The sequence below is a fragment of the Pseudomonas sp. Sample_16 genome (genome assembly GCF_004307665.1).
Taxonomy (GTDB): domain Bacteria; phylum Pseudomonadota; class Gammaproteobacteria; order Pseudomonadales; family Pseudomonadaceae; genus Aquipseudomonas.
The window spans coordinates 1-14,398 of sequence record NZ_RCOB01000052.1; the positions used below are offsets into that span (position 1 = coordinate 1).

General features: G+C 60.5%; 15 protein-coding genes. 5 read left to right on the forward strand and 10 right to left on the reverse strand.

Annotated elements, in window-relative coordinates; translation table 11 throughout:
• Positions 1-1,386: glucan biosynthesis protein G (locus tag D8U69_RS06955; RefSeq protein ID WP_130906984.1), on the forward strand; the 1,386-nt coding region annotated here is incomplete at its 5' end.
• Entirely contained in the window at positions 1,379-3,949 is a 2,571-nt protein-coding gene (gene mdoH, locus D8U69_RS06960) for a glucans biosynthesis glucosyltransferase MdoH (protein ID WP_056852238.1), read from the forward strand. The genes D8U69_RS06955 and mdoH, both read left to right, overlap by 8 nt.
• 175 nt (positions 3,950-4,124) lie before the next feature.
• On the opposite strand, the gene D8U69_RS06965 is transcribed toward mdoH, so the two are convergent.
• The 10 genes from D8U69_RS06965 to ubiE form a co-directional block, all read right to left on the reverse strand.
• Positions 4,125-6,041, reverse strand: coding sequence for a methyl-accepting chemotaxis protein (locus D8U69_RS06965; RefSeq protein WP_130906985.1), 1,917 nt, complete (start codon positions 6,039-6,041; stop codon positions 4,125-4,127).
• Positions 6,042-6,211: 170 nt separating this feature from the next.
• Entirely contained in the window at positions 6,212-6,919 is a 708-nt protein-coding gene (locus tag D8U69_RS06970; RefSeq protein WP_056852240.1) for a 16S rRNA (uracil(1498)-N(3))-methyltransferase, read from the reverse strand.
• Positions 6,916-7,710 carry a twin-arginine translocase subunit TatC gene (gene tatC, locus D8U69_RS06975; protein ID WP_130906986.1) on the reverse strand — a complete coding sequence of 265 codons (795 nt, stop codon included), beginning with the start codon at positions 7,708-7,710 and terminating at the stop codon, positions 6,916-6,918. The genes D8U69_RS06970 and tatC overlap by 4 nt, the downstream gene beginning before the upstream one ends.
• Positions 7,707-8,147, reverse strand: coding sequence for a Sec-independent protein translocase protein TatB (gene tatB, locus D8U69_RS06980; protein WP_082557515.1), 441 nt, complete (start codon positions 8,145-8,147; stop codon positions 7,707-7,709). Before tatB ends, tatC begins: the two co-directional genes overlap by 4 nt.
• A gap of 10 nt (positions 8,148-8,157) precedes the next feature.
• Positions 8,158-8,430, reverse strand: a complete 273-nt coding sequence (locus tag D8U69_RS06985; RefSeq protein ID WP_056852243.1) for a twin-arginine translocase TatA/TatE family subunit — start codon at positions 8,428-8,430, stop codon at positions 8,158-8,160.
• A gap of 25 nt (positions 8,431-8,455) precedes the next feature.
• On the reverse strand, positions 8,456-8,788 hold the full coding sequence (locus tag D8U69_RS06990; protein ID WP_046816939.1) for a phosphoribosyl-ATP diphosphatase: 333 nt from the start codon (positions 8,786-8,788) through the stop codon (positions 8,456-8,458).
• Positions 8,781-9,188: a phosphoribosyl-AMP cyclohydrolase gene (hisI, locus tag D8U69_RS06995; protein ID WP_056852244.1), complete on the reverse strand. Its 408-nt coding sequence runs from the start codon at positions 9,186-9,188 to the stop codon at positions 8,781-8,783. The genes D8U69_RS06990 and hisI overlap by 8 nt, the downstream gene beginning before the upstream one ends.
• An 81-nt stretch (positions 9,189-9,269) precedes the next feature.
• Entirely contained in the window at positions 9,270-10,874 is a 1,605-nt protein-coding gene (ubiB, locus tag D8U69_RS07000; RefSeq protein ID WP_056852245.1) for a ubiquinone biosynthesis regulatory protein kinase UbiB, read from the reverse strand.
• Positions 10,871-11,494: an SCP2 domain-containing protein gene (locus D8U69_RS07005; RefSeq protein WP_130906987.1), complete on the reverse strand. Its 624-nt coding sequence runs from the start codon at positions 11,492-11,494 to the stop codon at positions 10,871-10,873. The genes ubiB and D8U69_RS07005 overlap by 4 nt, the downstream gene beginning before the upstream one ends.
• The gene (gene ubiE / locus D8U69_RS07010; RefSeq protein ID WP_007989286.1) at positions 11,494-12,264 is read right to left on the reverse strand and encodes a bifunctional demethylmenaquinone methyltransferase/2-methoxy-6-polyprenyl-1,4-benzoquinol methylase UbiE; all 771 of its coding nucleotides are present in this window, start codon (positions 12,262-12,264) and stop codon (positions 11,494-11,496) included. Before ubiE ends, D8U69_RS07005 begins: the two co-directional genes overlap by 1 nt.
• Positions 12,265-12,418: 154 nt before the next feature.
• Between ubiE and D8U69_RS07015 the strand changes: the two genes are divergently transcribed.
• The 3 genes from D8U69_RS07015 to D8U69_RS07025 all read left to right on the forward strand — a co-directional run bounded on the left by D8U69_RS07015 (position 12,419) and on the right by D8U69_RS07025 (position 14,242).
• Positions 12,419-12,694 carry a polyhydroxyalkanoic acid system family protein gene (locus tag D8U69_RS07015; RefSeq protein WP_056852247.1) on the forward strand — a complete coding sequence of 92 codons (276 nt, stop codon included), beginning with the start codon at positions 12,419-12,421 and terminating at the stop codon, positions 12,692-12,694.
• Between the two features lie 242 nt (positions 12,695-12,936).
• Positions 12,937-13,359: a phasin family protein gene (locus D8U69_RS07020; protein WP_130903895.1), complete on the forward strand. Its 423-nt coding sequence runs from the start codon at positions 12,937-12,939 to the stop codon at positions 13,357-13,359.
• A gap of 10 nt (positions 13,360-13,369) precedes the next feature.
• Positions 13,370-14,242 carry a phasin family protein gene (locus tag D8U69_RS07025; RefSeq protein WP_130906988.1) on the forward strand — a complete coding sequence of 291 codons (873 nt, stop codon included), beginning with the start codon at positions 13,370-13,372 and terminating at the stop codon, positions 14,240-14,242.
• Positions 14,243-14,398: the final 156 nt, after the last annotated feature.

The following is a 14,398-nucleotide window of genomic DNA, read 5'->3' on the forward strand; positions in this document are numbered from 1 at the left end:
GGTTATGCCGGTTTCCGTGTGCTGTACCCGATCAACAAGGCCGACAAGCAAGACGAAATCATGACCATGCTCGGCGCGAGTTATTTCCGCGTTGTCGGCAAGGGTCACGTCTATGGCTTGTCCGCGCGCGGCATGGCGATCGATACCGCGTTGCCATCGGGCGAAGAGTTCCCGCGCTTTCGCGAGTTCTGGATTCAACAGCCCAAGCCGGGCGACAAGCATCTGGTGATCTTCGCGTTGCTCGATTCGCCTCGCGCTACTGGTGCCTATCGCCTGACCCTGCGTCCGGGCAGCGACACCATTGTCGACGTCAAGGCGCAGATGTTCCTGCGTGACAAAGTGACCAAGCTTGGCGTTGCGCCGCTGACCAGCATGTACCTGTTCGGCGCCAATCAGCCATCGAAAGTCCTGAATTATCGTCGTGAACTGCACGACTCCAGCGGTCTGTCGATCCATGCCGGTAACGGCGAGTGGATCTGGCGCCCTCTGAACAACCCTAAACACCTGGCCGTGAGCAACTTCTCCGTAGAGAACCCGCGCGGCTTCGGTCTGCTTCAACGTGGCCGCGACTTCAGCCACTACGAAGACCTCGACGACCGCTACGACAAGCGCCCAAGTGCCTGGATCGAACCGAAAGGCGACTGGGGCAAGGGCTCCGTCGATCTGGTAGAGATTCCGACCGCTGACGAAACCAACGACAATATCGTGGCGTTCTGGAGCCCGGAAAAGATGCCGGAACCCGGCCAGCCGCTCGATGTCGCTTATCGTATGCACTGGACCATGGATGAAGCTTCGATTCACGCGCCGGACAGCGCCTGGGTCAAGCAAACCTTGCGCTCCACCGGTGACGTGAAACAGTCCAACCTGATTCGTCAGCCGGACGGTAGCGTGGCGTACCTGGTGGATTTCGAAGGTCCATCGCTGGCGGCATTGCCGGCCGATGCCGACGTTCGCAGCCAGGTTAGCGTGGGTGACAACGCCGAGGTCGTGGAAAACAGCGTCCGTTACAACCCTGAAACCAAGGGCTGGCGCCTGACCTTGCGCATGAAGATCAAGGACCCGAGCAAGTCCACCGAAATGCGCGCTGCGCTGGTACAGCCTGTTGTGACGGCTGACCTGGCCAAGTCGGCGGTTCCAGCGTCGAACTCGTCCGTTGCCAAGGCCGACAAAGTCGCCGCCAAGCAACAAGAGAAGATGGACAAGGAAGCCAAGCAAGCCGAGGCCAAGCATGCCGAAGCCAAGCCGGTTGCAGATGCCAAGGACAAGGCCAATACAGACGCCAAGCAGCCTGTCGCTGCTGACGCGGCCCCAGCCACACCGGAATCGGCACCGACTGAAGAAGTCCTGACCGAGACCTGGAGCTATCAGTTGCCTGCCGATGAGTAATTCTCTAGTACAGCCAGAAACTCTTTCGGAGTATCTGGCGCATCTGCCGATGACCGACCAGCAGCGCGCGGAGCTCGCGGGCTGCAAGTCCTTCAGCGAGTTGCACGAACGCCTGTCGTCCTCCACGTTCGACGCCCCCACCGAGGCCGCCCAGGCTTCGGTGGGCAAGCGCCTGACCCTGAGCACCGCCGAAGAGTTGCAGGACGCCGAAATGCTGGCGCTCGACGCCAGCGGTCGGGTTTGCCTCAAGGCCACTCCGCCGATTCGCCGGACCAAGGTCGTGCCCGAGCCTTGGCGTACCAACATCCTGGTACGTGGCTGGCGCCGGATGACCGGTCGTACCAACCCGCCGAAGCCGCCGAAGGACGAACGCGTCCTGCCCGCAGCACGCTGGCGTACCGTGGGTTCGATCCGTCGCTACATTCTTTTGGTGTTGATGCTCGGCCAGACCATCGTGGCCGGCTGGTACATGAAAGGCATCATGCCGTATCAGGGCTGGTCGTTCGTCGACCTCGAAGAAGTCCTGCATCAGCCGCTGCTGCAAACCGCTACCCAAGTGCTGCCGTATGCATTGCAGACCAGCATCCTGATTCTGTTCGGGATCCTGTTCTGTTGGGTTTCGGCAGGTTTCTGGACCGCGCTGATGGGCTTCCTCGAGTTGCTCACCGGCCACGACAAGTACCGCATTTCCGGTAAAAGCGCCGGCAACGAGGCGATTCCAAAGGACGCACGCACCGCTCTGGTGATGCCGATCTGCAACGAAGACGTGCCGCGGGTATTCGCCGGTCTGCGCGCAACGTTCGAATCGGTCGCGGCCACGGGTGATCTGGATCGCTTCGACTTCTTCGTGCTCAGCGACAGTAACGACGCCGACATCTGCGTGGCCGAGCAACAGGCTTGGCTGGACGTCTGCCGGGAAGCCAAGGGCTTCGGCAAGATCTTCTATCGCCGCCGCCGCCGTCGGGTAAAACGCAAGAGCGGTAACCTCGACGACTTCTGCCGTCGCTGGGGCGGTGACTACAAGTACATGGTCGTACTCGACGCCGACTCGGTGATGAGCGGTGAGTGCCTGACCAGTCTGGTGCGTCTGATGGAAGCCACGCCGGACGCCGGGATCATCCAGACCGCGCCGCGTGCGTCGGGCATGGACACGCTGTATGCACGCATGCAGCAGTTCGCGACCCGGGTGTACGGTCCGCTGTTCACCGCCGGTCTGCACTTCTGGCAACTGGGTGAATCGCACTATTGGGGCCACAACGCGATCATTCGCATGAAGCCGTTCATCGAGCACTGCGCCCTGGCGCCGCTGCCCGGTAAAGGCGCGTTCGCGGGTGCGATCCTGTCCCACGACTTCGTTGAAGCCGCGCTGATGCGCCGTGCCGGTTGGGGCGTGTGGATTGCCTACGACTTGCCGGGCAGCTATGAAGAGCTGCCGCCGAACTTGCTGGATGAACTCAAGCGTGACCGTCGCTGGTGCCACGGCAACCTGATGAACTTCCGGCTGTTCCTGGTCAAGGGCATGCACCCGGTGCACCGTGCCGTGTTCCTGACCGGTGTGATGTCTTACCTGTCGGCGCCGCTGTGGTTCTTCTTCCTGGTGTTGTCGACGGCGCTGCTGGCAGTCAACACGTTGATGGAGCCGCAGTACTTCCTTGAACCGCGCCAGCTTTATCCGCTGTGGCCACAATGGCACCCGGACAAGGCGATTGCGCTGTTCTCGACCACCATCGTGCTGCTGTTCCTGCCGAAGCTGTTGAGCATCATCCTGATCTGGGCCAAGGGCGCGAAAGAGTTCGGCGGCAAGTTCAAGGTGACATTGTCGATGCTGCTGGAGATGTTGTTCTCCGTGCTGTTGGCACCGGTGCGGATGATTTTCCACACCCGATTCGTGCTTGCCGCGTTCCTCGGCTGGGCTGCCACCTGGAATTCGCCACAACGTGACGACGACTCCACGCCCTGGAGCGAAGCAGTCAAGCGCCACGGCCCGCAAACCTTGCTGGGCTTCTTCTGGGCCTTGCTGGTGATCTGGCTGAACCCGAGCTTCCTGTGGTGGCTGGTGCCGATCGTCGGTTCGCTGATGCTGTCGATCCCGGTCTCGGTGATTTCCAGCCGTGTCGGACTGGGCCTGAAATCCCGCGACGAGAGCCTGTTCCTGATCCCTGAGGAATACAATCCGCCGCAGGCATTGCTGGCTACTGACCAGTACACCCACGAAAACCGTTGGCATGCGCTGAACGACGGCTTCGTCCGTTCGGTGGTCGATCCGCAGCAGAACGCCTTGGCGTGCTCGCTGGCGACCTCGCGTCACCGTGAGGCCGAGCCGATTGAATGGCTACGGATCGAGCGCGTGCGGCACGCGATGAAAGTTGGGCCGCAAGGCCTGACCAACAACGAGCGTGTGCAGCTGTTGAGCGATCCGGTGGCCCTGGCCCGCTTGCATGAGCAGGTCTGGAACGAAGGCCATCCGGAGTGGCTGGGCGCGTGGCGCAAGTCGGTCAAGGCCGACCCTCATGCCCCGTTGTTGCCGCTCAAACCGTTGAGCGTACAGCCTCAGATGGCGTAATGAAAAAACCCGCGAAAGCGGGTTTTTTTATGGCCTGATCGTTCCCACGCTCCGCGTGGGAACGCCGCCCAGGACGCTCCGCGTCCTTTCTCGGGCGTGACGCAGAGCGACAGAGGATGCATTCCCACGCAGAGCGTGGGAACGATCAAGTAACGATCAAGTAGATCGGATCACCTCAAACCTTGAACCGTCCCACCAGCATTTGCAGATGCGTTCCCAACCGCGCCAGCTCAACACTGGAGGCCGCGGTCTCTTCACTGGCGGCCGAGGTCTGGTCCGAGACATCCCGCACGTTCAGCACGCTACGGTTGATCTCCTCAGCCACGGCGCTCTGTTGTTCAGCGGCGGCGGCAATCTGTTGGTTCATCGCCTGGATTGCCGAAACCGTGCGGGTGATGCTTTCCAGTGAGCCACCGGCGCGGCGCGTCAGTTCGACGCTGCTGTCGGTCAGGCTTCGGCTGTTGTCCATGATGGTCGCCACTTGCTGGGTGCCGTTTTGCAGGCCGACGATCAGCTCTTCGATTTCTTCGGTGGATTTCTGGGTGCGCTGGGCCAGGCTGCGCACTTCGTCGGCGACCACGGCAAAGCCGCGTCCGGCTTCACCGGCACGGGCGGCTTCGATGGCAGCGTTGAGCGCCAGCAGGTTGGTTTGTTGTGCCACGGACTTGATCACGTCGAGCACACTGCCGATCTTGTCGCTCTCGCGCTTGAGCTCGCCCATGGCTTCGGTGGAGTTTCCCACTTCCTTGGCCAGGCGCTCGATCTGGGCAATGGCTTCGCCCACCACTTTGTCACCTTCGCGGGCCTGCTGGTCGGCGGCGACCGCGGCCTCGGAGGCTTCCTCGGCGTTGCGTGCAACTTCCTGCACCGTGGCGGTCATTTCGTTCATGGCCGTGGCCACCTGGTCGGTCTCGACCTTCTGACTGTTGACCCCGGCGCTGGTCTGTTCGGTAACTGCAGACAACTCTTCGGCGGCGCTGGCAATCTGCGTGACGCCATCACTGATGCCGCCGATCAGCTCGCGCAGGCCCTGGGTCATGCTTTGGATCGCACGTTGCAGCTGCCCCAGTTCGTCCTGGCGCTTGGATTCGAGGTTGTGGGTCAGATCGCCGGAAGCAATGCGTTCGGCCACTTTGAGGGTCTGGTTGAGCGGAATCACGATCTGCCGGGTGATGGCCCAGGCAGCGAACAGACCGAAGACCAGTGCCAGGGCGGTGGCCACCAACAGCATGTTTTTGGCATGCGCTACATCGGTATCGCGTACCAGGGTTTGCGAAACCGTCAGTTTGTTGCTCACCTGGAGCAGGATTTCGCCTTGGGCCGCCATGCGTTTCAGGGCGTCGACGCTGGCGACCTGGGAGTCACGGTATTGACTCACCGCGGCGCGATAAGCCTTGAGCGAGTCGGTGGCTAGTTGCAGGTTGGCGAGGTGTTCTTCAGGCAGTTTGGCGGGCAGGCTTTCGAGGTATTTTAGGGCATTGTCGATCGCATCGAGGGCCGGCTGCTCGGCTTCGCTCTTGCCGCTGTAGGTGTAGCCGCGAACCTGGAAGCGCGCCTGCTGGATCAGTTTGCTCAGCTCGATCACGCTGTTGAATGCCGCCACGCTGTCACCTTGCAGCATGGATTTTTCAACCTCAGCGACTTTGGCAACGGCGTTGTCGGCGGTAGCGCCGAGTTTGCTGCGGGCATCTTCACGGTTGGCGCCGGCCTGGGTCAGGGCGGTGAAGCCTTGTTTGTACAGGCTGACAGCGGCCAGTTGCTGGTCGATCATGGCGATGTCGGCGGGTTGTTCGATCATCTGGCGAGCCGTTTGCAGGCCGGTTTCGAGCTTGCCCAGCAGGTCATTGACCGCTCCAGGACCTTGTTCGCCGCGGCGCATTTCGTAGTCGAGGCGGGCGATGCGCAGGTCCTTGGTCAGGCCGTTGATCTCGGAAATGAAACCGAGCTTGTCGCCGCGACTCGTCACTTCACCGAGACCGGTCCAGCCGGTAAACGTGATCAGCAATGTCAGCAGCAGCACCAGACCGAAGCCGACGCCCAACTTGCGGTTTACACCTACATTTCCCAGCTTATCGGCCAGCCATTGGTACATGCTGTAACTCCCTCGGACCACACATTGGTTTTATGGGAGGTATATCGGCAGTGGCGTGGGGTTCTGTAGGCGCTGCCCGATAAGCGGACGGCGGAGTTTCAGCCACTTCAATGTTGGCTGGTACACCGCCATCGCTAGCAGGCTCGCGCCTACGGATTTCTCAGTGTCGGTTAGAAGAGTCGTGCCAGCAGGGCGGTCACGGCGGTTTCGACGCGCAGGATGCGCTCGCCCAGTTGCACCGGTTGCAGGCCGGATTTGCCCAGCAGGTCGATTTCGTAGGGAATCCAGCCACCTTCAGGGCCGATGGCCAGGGTTACCGGTTCGCTCAAGGCACGCGGGCAGGGCGGGTAGTTGCCCGGATGCCCCACCAGGCCGAGGGTGCCTTCGGTGATGGCAGGCAGGCGATCCTCGACGAAGGGTTTGAAGCGTTTCTCGATCACAACTTCCGGCAGAACAGTGTCCCGCGCCTGTTCCAGGCCGAGGATCAGTTGCTCGCGAATGGCTTCAGGCTCCAGGAATGGCGTCTGCCAGAAGCTCTTCTCGACGCGGTAGCTGTTCACCAGCACGATGCGTGGCACACCCATGGCTGCAACAGTCTGAAACACCCTGCGCAGCATTTTGGGGCGTGGCAGGGCCAGCACCAGGGTCAACGGCAGCTTGGTCGGCGGTGGTTGATCGAGGGTAACGCGCAATTCGGCTTCGGCGGTATCCAGGCGCAGCACTTCGGCCGAGCCCATCAGCCCGCCGATGCGCCCGACACGCAGGCTGTCGCCGACTTCGCAGCGATGGACTTCCTGCATGTGGGTCAACCGGCGATCACGCAGGATCACCCGGTCGGCCGCAATGAAATCGGCCTCTTCCAGTAACAGCAGGTTCACGCTTGGGTCGCTGGCGGCTGGTCGTTGTGATCGTCAGCCGGTTGATCGTCCGGATGCTCGCCACGCTTGCTGATCAGGCTGCTGAACAGGATGCCGACTTCGAACAGCATCCACATCGGTACGGCCAGCAGGGTCTGCGAGAAGATATCCGGCGGGGTCAGGATCATGCCGACCACGAAGCAGCCGATGATCACGTACGGACGGATTTTCTTCAGGTATTTGACGTCGACCACGCCAATCCACACCAGCAACACCACAGCCACCGGAATCTCGAACGCCACGCCGAAGGCGAAGAACAGCGTCATGACGAAATCGAGGTAGCTGGTGATGTCGGTCATCATTTCCACACCGGCCGGCGTGGCGGCGGCGAAGAACTTGAAGATCAGCGGGAACACCAGGAAGTAGGCGAACGCCATGCCGGCATAGAACAGCATGATGCTGGACACCAGCAACGGCACGGCGATGCGCTTCTCATGCTTGTACAGGCCCGGCGCGATGAAGCCCCAGATCTGATGCAGGATCACCGGGATCGCCAGGAACAGCGAGACCATCATCGTCAGCTTCAACGGCGTCAGGAATGGCGACGACACATCGGTGGCGATCATCGTCGCGCCGGCCGGCAGATAAGCACGCAGCGGCGTCGAAACGAAGGTGTAGATCTGCTGGGTGAAGGCGAACAGCCCGGCAAAAATGATGAAGATCGCCGCTACACAGCGCAGCAGACGGGTACGCAACTCGGTGAGGTGCGAAACCAGCGGCATGTGCTGGTCGTTTTCTGGGAGATCGCTCATGGGGCTCGCGGCGGCAGTGTTGGGTCATGAGGGGCCGGCGCAACGGGCGCAGCCGCAGGTGTAACGGGTTCAACCGGAGTGGCTGCTACAGGGGGAGCGGACTCGACAGCTGCAACTGCCGGTGCTGTCGCAGGGGCAGGTGCTTGAATCGTCTGCCCTCCCACGTGCTCGACCGGCGCAGGCTCCTGCTGGGTCGGTGTGAAAATTTTCCGCGCCTCCTGTTCAAGCGACAGGATGTGCTCGTTGTGCAGTTGCCGACGAATCTCGTCGGCACCGATTTCACGTTCAACTTCCTGTTTGATCGCGTTGAAGCTGCGCTTCAGTCGCCCGACCCACAGGCCGGCGGTGCGCGCTGCGCCCGGCAAGCGCTCGGGACCCAGCACCAGCAGGGCAACGAGGCCGACGAGCAGCAGTTCAGAGAAGCTGATACCAAACATTAGTCAGTGCTCACACGTCTTTGCGAATCGGCTCTTCGACTTTCTGCGCCTGCACGTCAATGGTGTGCGGCTGATTGACAGAGGCCTGAGGCTGAACCGGCGGAACCGGTTGGGCTGGAGTGGCCGTCGGGTCGGCCGGTTTTTCGTCATCGTTCATGGCTTTACGAAAGCCCTTGATCGATTCGCCGACATCGGTGCCGAGGTTTTTCAGTTTCTTGGTGCCAAACACCAGTACGACAACAACCAGGATGACGACCCAGTGTTTCCAGTCAAAAATGCCCATGTTGCTGCTCCTCTCTAATAGTTATTCAGGCGGACGGACGCGAGGCTTTCTCGGCGTGTCCGGACAGACCGAAACGACGGTCCAGTTCATCGAGTACAGCCTGTGGATGCTGCCCCAATTGGGCGAGCATGACCATGCTGTGGAACCACAGATCGGCGGTTTCGTAGATCACATCGCTGCAGTCACCACTGACGGCGGCGTCCTTGGCGGCAATGATGGTTTCGACCGACTCTTCGCCGACTTTTTCCAGAATCTTGTTCAAGCCCTTGTGGTACAGGCTGGCGACATAGGAACTGTCGGCGGCGGCGCCTTTGCGCTCCTCCAGCACTTGAGCCAGGCGGGTCAGAGTGTCACTCATGTTTGTGTCCTGCAAAAGCGGAATAGATGGCGTGCGGATCTTTCAGAACCGGGTCGACCGTTGTCCAGTCGCCGTTTTTGTAGACGCGGTAGAAGCAGCTCTGGCGGCCGGTATGGCAAGCGATGTCACCGATTTGCTCGACCATCAGGATGATCACGTCGGCGTCGCAGTCCAGGCGCATCTCATGCAGGGTTTGCACATGGCCGGACTCTTCGCCCTTGCGCCACAGCTTGCCACGGGAACGTGACCAGTAAATCGCGCGGTTTTCGGCAGCGGTCAGTTCCAGCGCTTCGCGGTTCATCCAGGCCATCATCAGGACGCGCCCGGTCTTGTGATCCTGGGCAATCGCGGGCACCAGGCCGTCAGCGTCCCACTTGATCTCGTCCAGCCAGTTTTTCATCTTCGACTCCGACAGCGGGTTCAACACTTCATTAGTCGAACCCAAGCGTTGAAACAGTGTGCCAGTCGTTCACGCAACTGGCTATCGGCGAACGACCAGATACAAGCCGACCGCCATCATGATCCCGGCGGGCCAATAGGCCAGTTCATTCAGCGGGCCACCAGCGGCGAGGATCGCGCCACCCGCCAGATGCGCCGTGCCGAGCAGACGCAAGAACCAGTCATCGCGACGACGGTGCCACGGTGGCGGCGGGTCGTAGGCGTGGGGTTGGGACATGCGTTCAAGCAGATCGCGGGCCATGTTGGCCAGGTGCGGGAGCTGTTCGAACTGGCTCTGCACATTGCCAATCAAGGCTTTGGGGCTGACCCTTTCGCGCATCCAGCGTTCGAGAAATGGCTGCGCGGTGTTCCACAAATCCAGATCCGGGTACAACTGACGTCCCAGGCCTTCGATATTGAGCAGGGTTTTCTGCAGCAGAACGAGTTGCGGCTGCACTTCCATGTTGAAGCGGCGCGCGGTCTGGAACAGGCGCATCAGCACCTGGCCAAATGAAATATCTTTTAACGGTTTTTCGAAAATCGGCTCGCAAACGGTGCGGATCGCCGCTTCGAATTCGTTGAGCTTGGTTTCCGCCGGCACCCAGCCCGAATCGATGTGCAGCTGCGCCACGCGCCGGTAATCACGCTTGAAGAAGGCGAACAGGTTGCGTGCCAGGTAATCCTGGTCTTCCGGGGTCAGGCTGCCGACGATGCCGCAGTCGATCGCTATGTATTGCGGGCTCCACGGGCTCACGGTGCTGACGAAAATATTGCCGGGGTGCATATCGGCGTGGAAGAAACTGTCGCGGAACACTTGGGTGAAAAAGATCTCCACACCGCGTTCGGCGAGCATTTTCATGTCGGTGCGCTGGTCGGCCAGGGTCGCCAGATCGGTCACCTGAATGCCGTAGATACGCTCCATCACCAGCACTTTCGGACGGCACCAGTCCCAGTAGACTTGCGGCACATACAGCAGCGGCGAACCTTCGAAATTGCGCTTCAGCTGGCTGGCGTTGGCCGCCTCGCGCAGCAGGTCGAGTTCGTCATAGATGGTTTTTTCGTAGTCGCTGACCACGTCCACCGGGTGCAACAGGCGTGCATCGGCCGAGAGTTTTTCGGCGGCGCGGGCGAGGATGAACAGCCACGCCAGGTCCTGGGCGATCACCGGTTTGAGGCCCGGGCGGATCACCTTGACCACCACTTCTTCGCCGGTTTTCAGCTGCGCGGCATGCACCTGCGCCACCGAGGCCGAGGCCAGTGGTTCGACGTCGAAACGGCTGAACACCTCGCTGATTTTCTTGCCGAGCTGTTCTTCGATCAGCTTGACCGAGACCTGCGAGTCGAATGGCGGCACGCGGTCCTGCAACTTCATCAGTTCATCAGCGATGTCTTCGGGCAGCAAGTCGCGGCGGGTAGACAGGATCTGACCGAACTTGATGAAGATCGGCCCCAGGTCCTGCAGTGCCAGACGCAGTCGCGCGCCGCGGCTCAGGTCCAGGGTCCTGCGCGGGAACCAGCGCCACGGCAAGGCATAACGCAACACCCGCAGGAACCAGGGCAGCGGCAGGGCGAACAGCAGGTCATCGAGGCGGTAGCGAATCACGACGCGCTGGATGCGCAACAAACGGCGGACGGCAAGCAGCTTCATGCGTTATCGCTTGGGTCGAGGGATCGGGAAAGGCGCTCGAAACGCGCCTCGAGACGTTCCAGATCGAGCTTGATCTGGTCCAGTTCACTGAATCGCGCTTCGGCTTCGCGCTGGCCAACGAGGGTGCGCGACTCTTCGGCCAGGTATTCGCCCAGGTTCTGGCCCAGGCTGGTAAATCCTTGCTGATACCAGCGCGCGCGACTGCGCAAATGACCACCGACCAGCTGCGTGGCGACCGGGCCTAGCCAGCGTGAGAGTTCATACTCCCAGTCCAGCTCCAGGTCCTGAAGGATCGCCGCCAGTTCCAGCAGCGCACCGCTGTCACCGTCGAGTTCGACTTCAGGGCCATGCAGAACGGAGGTCTTGTCCTTGCTCATCGCCAGTTTCAACAGGCTGGAAGCCGGTGCGCGCAAGGTGCAGTCGGCGCCGGTTTCCCACTGGGAGGCCAGCATCAGGCCTTCGTCGCTGGGCAGGATGAACAATTGCAGTGCCGGGCTGCGGCAATCGACGGCAATCACTTTGCCGCTCAAATGCGCGAGCCGCGGCAGCGCCGTGCTGTCGAGACGAAGCACCCGGTTCAGACCGAGTTCAACGCTGGCGAGCAGGCCTGCGAGCAGCATCAGGGCTTGATGCCGCGATGCAGGGCAACGATGCCTGCGGTCATGTTGTGATAGGTCACACGGTCGAAACCGGCCTCGACCATCATCGACTTCAGGGTTTCCTGGTTCGGGTGCATGCGGATCGATTCGGCCAGGTAGCGATAGCTTTCCGAGTCATTGGTGATCAGCTTGCCCATCAGTGGCATGAAGGCGAACGAGTAGGCGTCGTAGGCCTTGGACATCAGCGCGTTGGTCGGCTTCGAGAACTCGAGGACCAGCAGACGGCCGCCCGGCTTGAGTACACGCAGCATGGAGCGCAGGGCGTCTTCCTTGTGCGTCACGTTGCGCAGGCCGAAGGCGATGGTCACGCAGTCGAAATGATTGTCCGGGAACGGCAGTTTTTCCGCATCGGCCTGGACGAATTCGACGTTGCCCGCCACACCCAGGTCCAGCAAGCGGTCACGACCGACCTTGAGCATGGACTCGTTGATGTCGGCCAGCACCACCTGGCCGGTCGGGCCGACGAGGTGCGAGAATTTCCGGGTAAGGTCACCGGTGCCGCCGGCGATATCGAGCACGCGGTTACCGGTGCGAACGCCCGACAGTTCGATCGCGAAACGCTTCCACAGACGGTGCATGCCGCCCGACAGGAGGTCGTTCATCAGGTCGTATTTGGCGGCTACCGAGTGAAAAACCTCAGCGACTTTTTCCGCTTTCTGGCTTTCCGGAACGTTTTTGAAGCCGAAGTGAGTGGTGGGTTCGGCATCGCTGCCTTTGCGCTGATCAGTCATATCGCTGTCACCAAAAGAGAATGCGCGACATTCTAATCCCCAAGGGATGCTTTGTCTTGGCAAGGCTGAAGGTAAGATGGGCAACCATCGGGACGTTTTGACGCAGCAGAGGTCAAGATGCTCCGGGAAAGCATTCATAAGCAGGAGTCATTCGATGGCCCGTATTAGTGTTGAACGTGCCCATGGCCTGGGCAAAGAAGCGGCGCGCGAGAAGGCCGACAAGCTGGCGCAGAAACTCTCCGAGCAATATGGCCTGGAGCCGCAGTGGTCCGGAGATACCCTCAACCTCAAGCGTTCGGGTGTGAAGGGCGCGGTGCATGTCACCGAAGATTCGATCAAGGTCGATGTAGAGCTCGGCCTGATGATGTCGGCCATGAGCGGCATGATCAAAGCGGAAATCGAGAAGGCGCTGGATAAAGCGCTGGTCTGATTTTTGTCTGAAATTCGATTCCCTGTAGGAGTGAGCCTGCTCGCGATAGCGGTCTGTCAGTCACTGGCAATTTGACTGAAAGTCCGCTTTCGCGAGCAGGCTCACTCCTACACTTTTTTGCGCTGCACCCGAGCTTTTATGTCAGTTGTTAGGGTGCCGTTTCTAATTTTTCTCCCTACTTTGTGCCAGAGCCCGACAATTTCGCGGGCAGTTCCTCAAACCTTCTGCGCGTGAGGTGGACCATGGCCAAAGCAATTTTGAAGAAAAAAATCGACGCATCGACCAGTACTCTGGGCGACGTCAAATCCTATGCCCGCAAGGTCTGGCTGGCAGGCCTGGGTGCCTACGCCAAGGTTGGGCAAGAGGGCAGCGAATACTTTCAAGAGTTGGTAAAAGCTGGCCAATCTGTTGAAAAGAAAGGCAAAAAAGTAGTTGCCGAGAAACTTGAAGCAGCGAATGCCGAGATCGACGAAGCCAAGAGTGAAGTGAGCACTTTCAAGGGCAAGGTCGAAGTTCAACTCGACAGGGTCGAGAAGGCGTTCGACACGCGTGTCGCAAGTGCCTTGAATCGTATCGGCATTCCGTCTAAACATGACGTTGAGACACTCTCTGCTAAGCTCGATGAGCTGACGGCATTGCTCGAACGTGTCGCGCGTAAATCTTAAGGAGAACGGGATGGCTGTTAAAAAGAACACCGAAAAAGAAGGCAGCTCGTGGATCGGGAAAGTCGAAGACTACTCCCGTAAAATCTGGCTGGCTGGTTTGGGCGTGTACTCGAAGATCGACACTGACGGCAGCAAACTCTTCGATGCATTGGTTAAGGACGGCGAGAAAGCCGAGAAGCTCACCAAGAGCGCCGTGGGCAAAAAAGTCGACGCCGCCAAGGACTCCGCTTCTTCGGCCAAATCGCGCATCAGCGGCGTGAAAGACCGCGCACTGGGCAAGTGGGATGAGCTCGAAGGCGCTTTCGACAAGCGTCTGAACAGCGCCATTTCGCGTCTGGGCGTACCGAGCCGCAATGAAGTAAAAGCATTGCACAGCAAGGTCGATACCCTGACCAAGCAAATCGAAAAACTGACCGGTGCCAAGGTCGCGCCTGTTGCGGCGAAGACTGCAGCGGCAAAACCTGCTGCCAAACCGGCCGCAAAGACCGCGGCTAAACCACTGGCAAAAGCCGCAGCCAAACCTGCCGCCAAGCCAGCGGCAAAAACTGCCGCAGCGAAACCTGCAGCAGCCAAGGCAGCGGCCAAACCGGTCGCCGCTAAAGCGGCTGCCAAGCCAGCAGCCAAACCGGCAGCAAAGCCAGCCGCTAAAACCGCCGCCGCTAAACCTGCAACCAAACCAGCGGCAAAACCTGCTGCTGCGAAAAAGCCAGCGGTGAAGAAGCCGGCAGCTCCTAAAGCCGCTGCCAAGCCAGCTGTGGCAGCGGCCAAGCCGGCAACCCCGACCGCAGCTCCAGTCAGCGCATCGAACTCCGCGACCGCGCCAACGCCTGCTGTCACCCCGACTGTCGCGCCGGCTCCATCGACGCCAACCAGTCAGTCCTGATGATCGTTCCCACGCTCTGCGTGGGAACGCCTCAACGGACGCTCCGCGTCCACTGCGGCAGTGACGCAGAGCGTCACCGGCTGCATTCCCACGCGGAGCATGGGAACGATCACGCCCGATCTGCCAAGGTCGGGCGTTTTTGTTTGTGCACGGTTT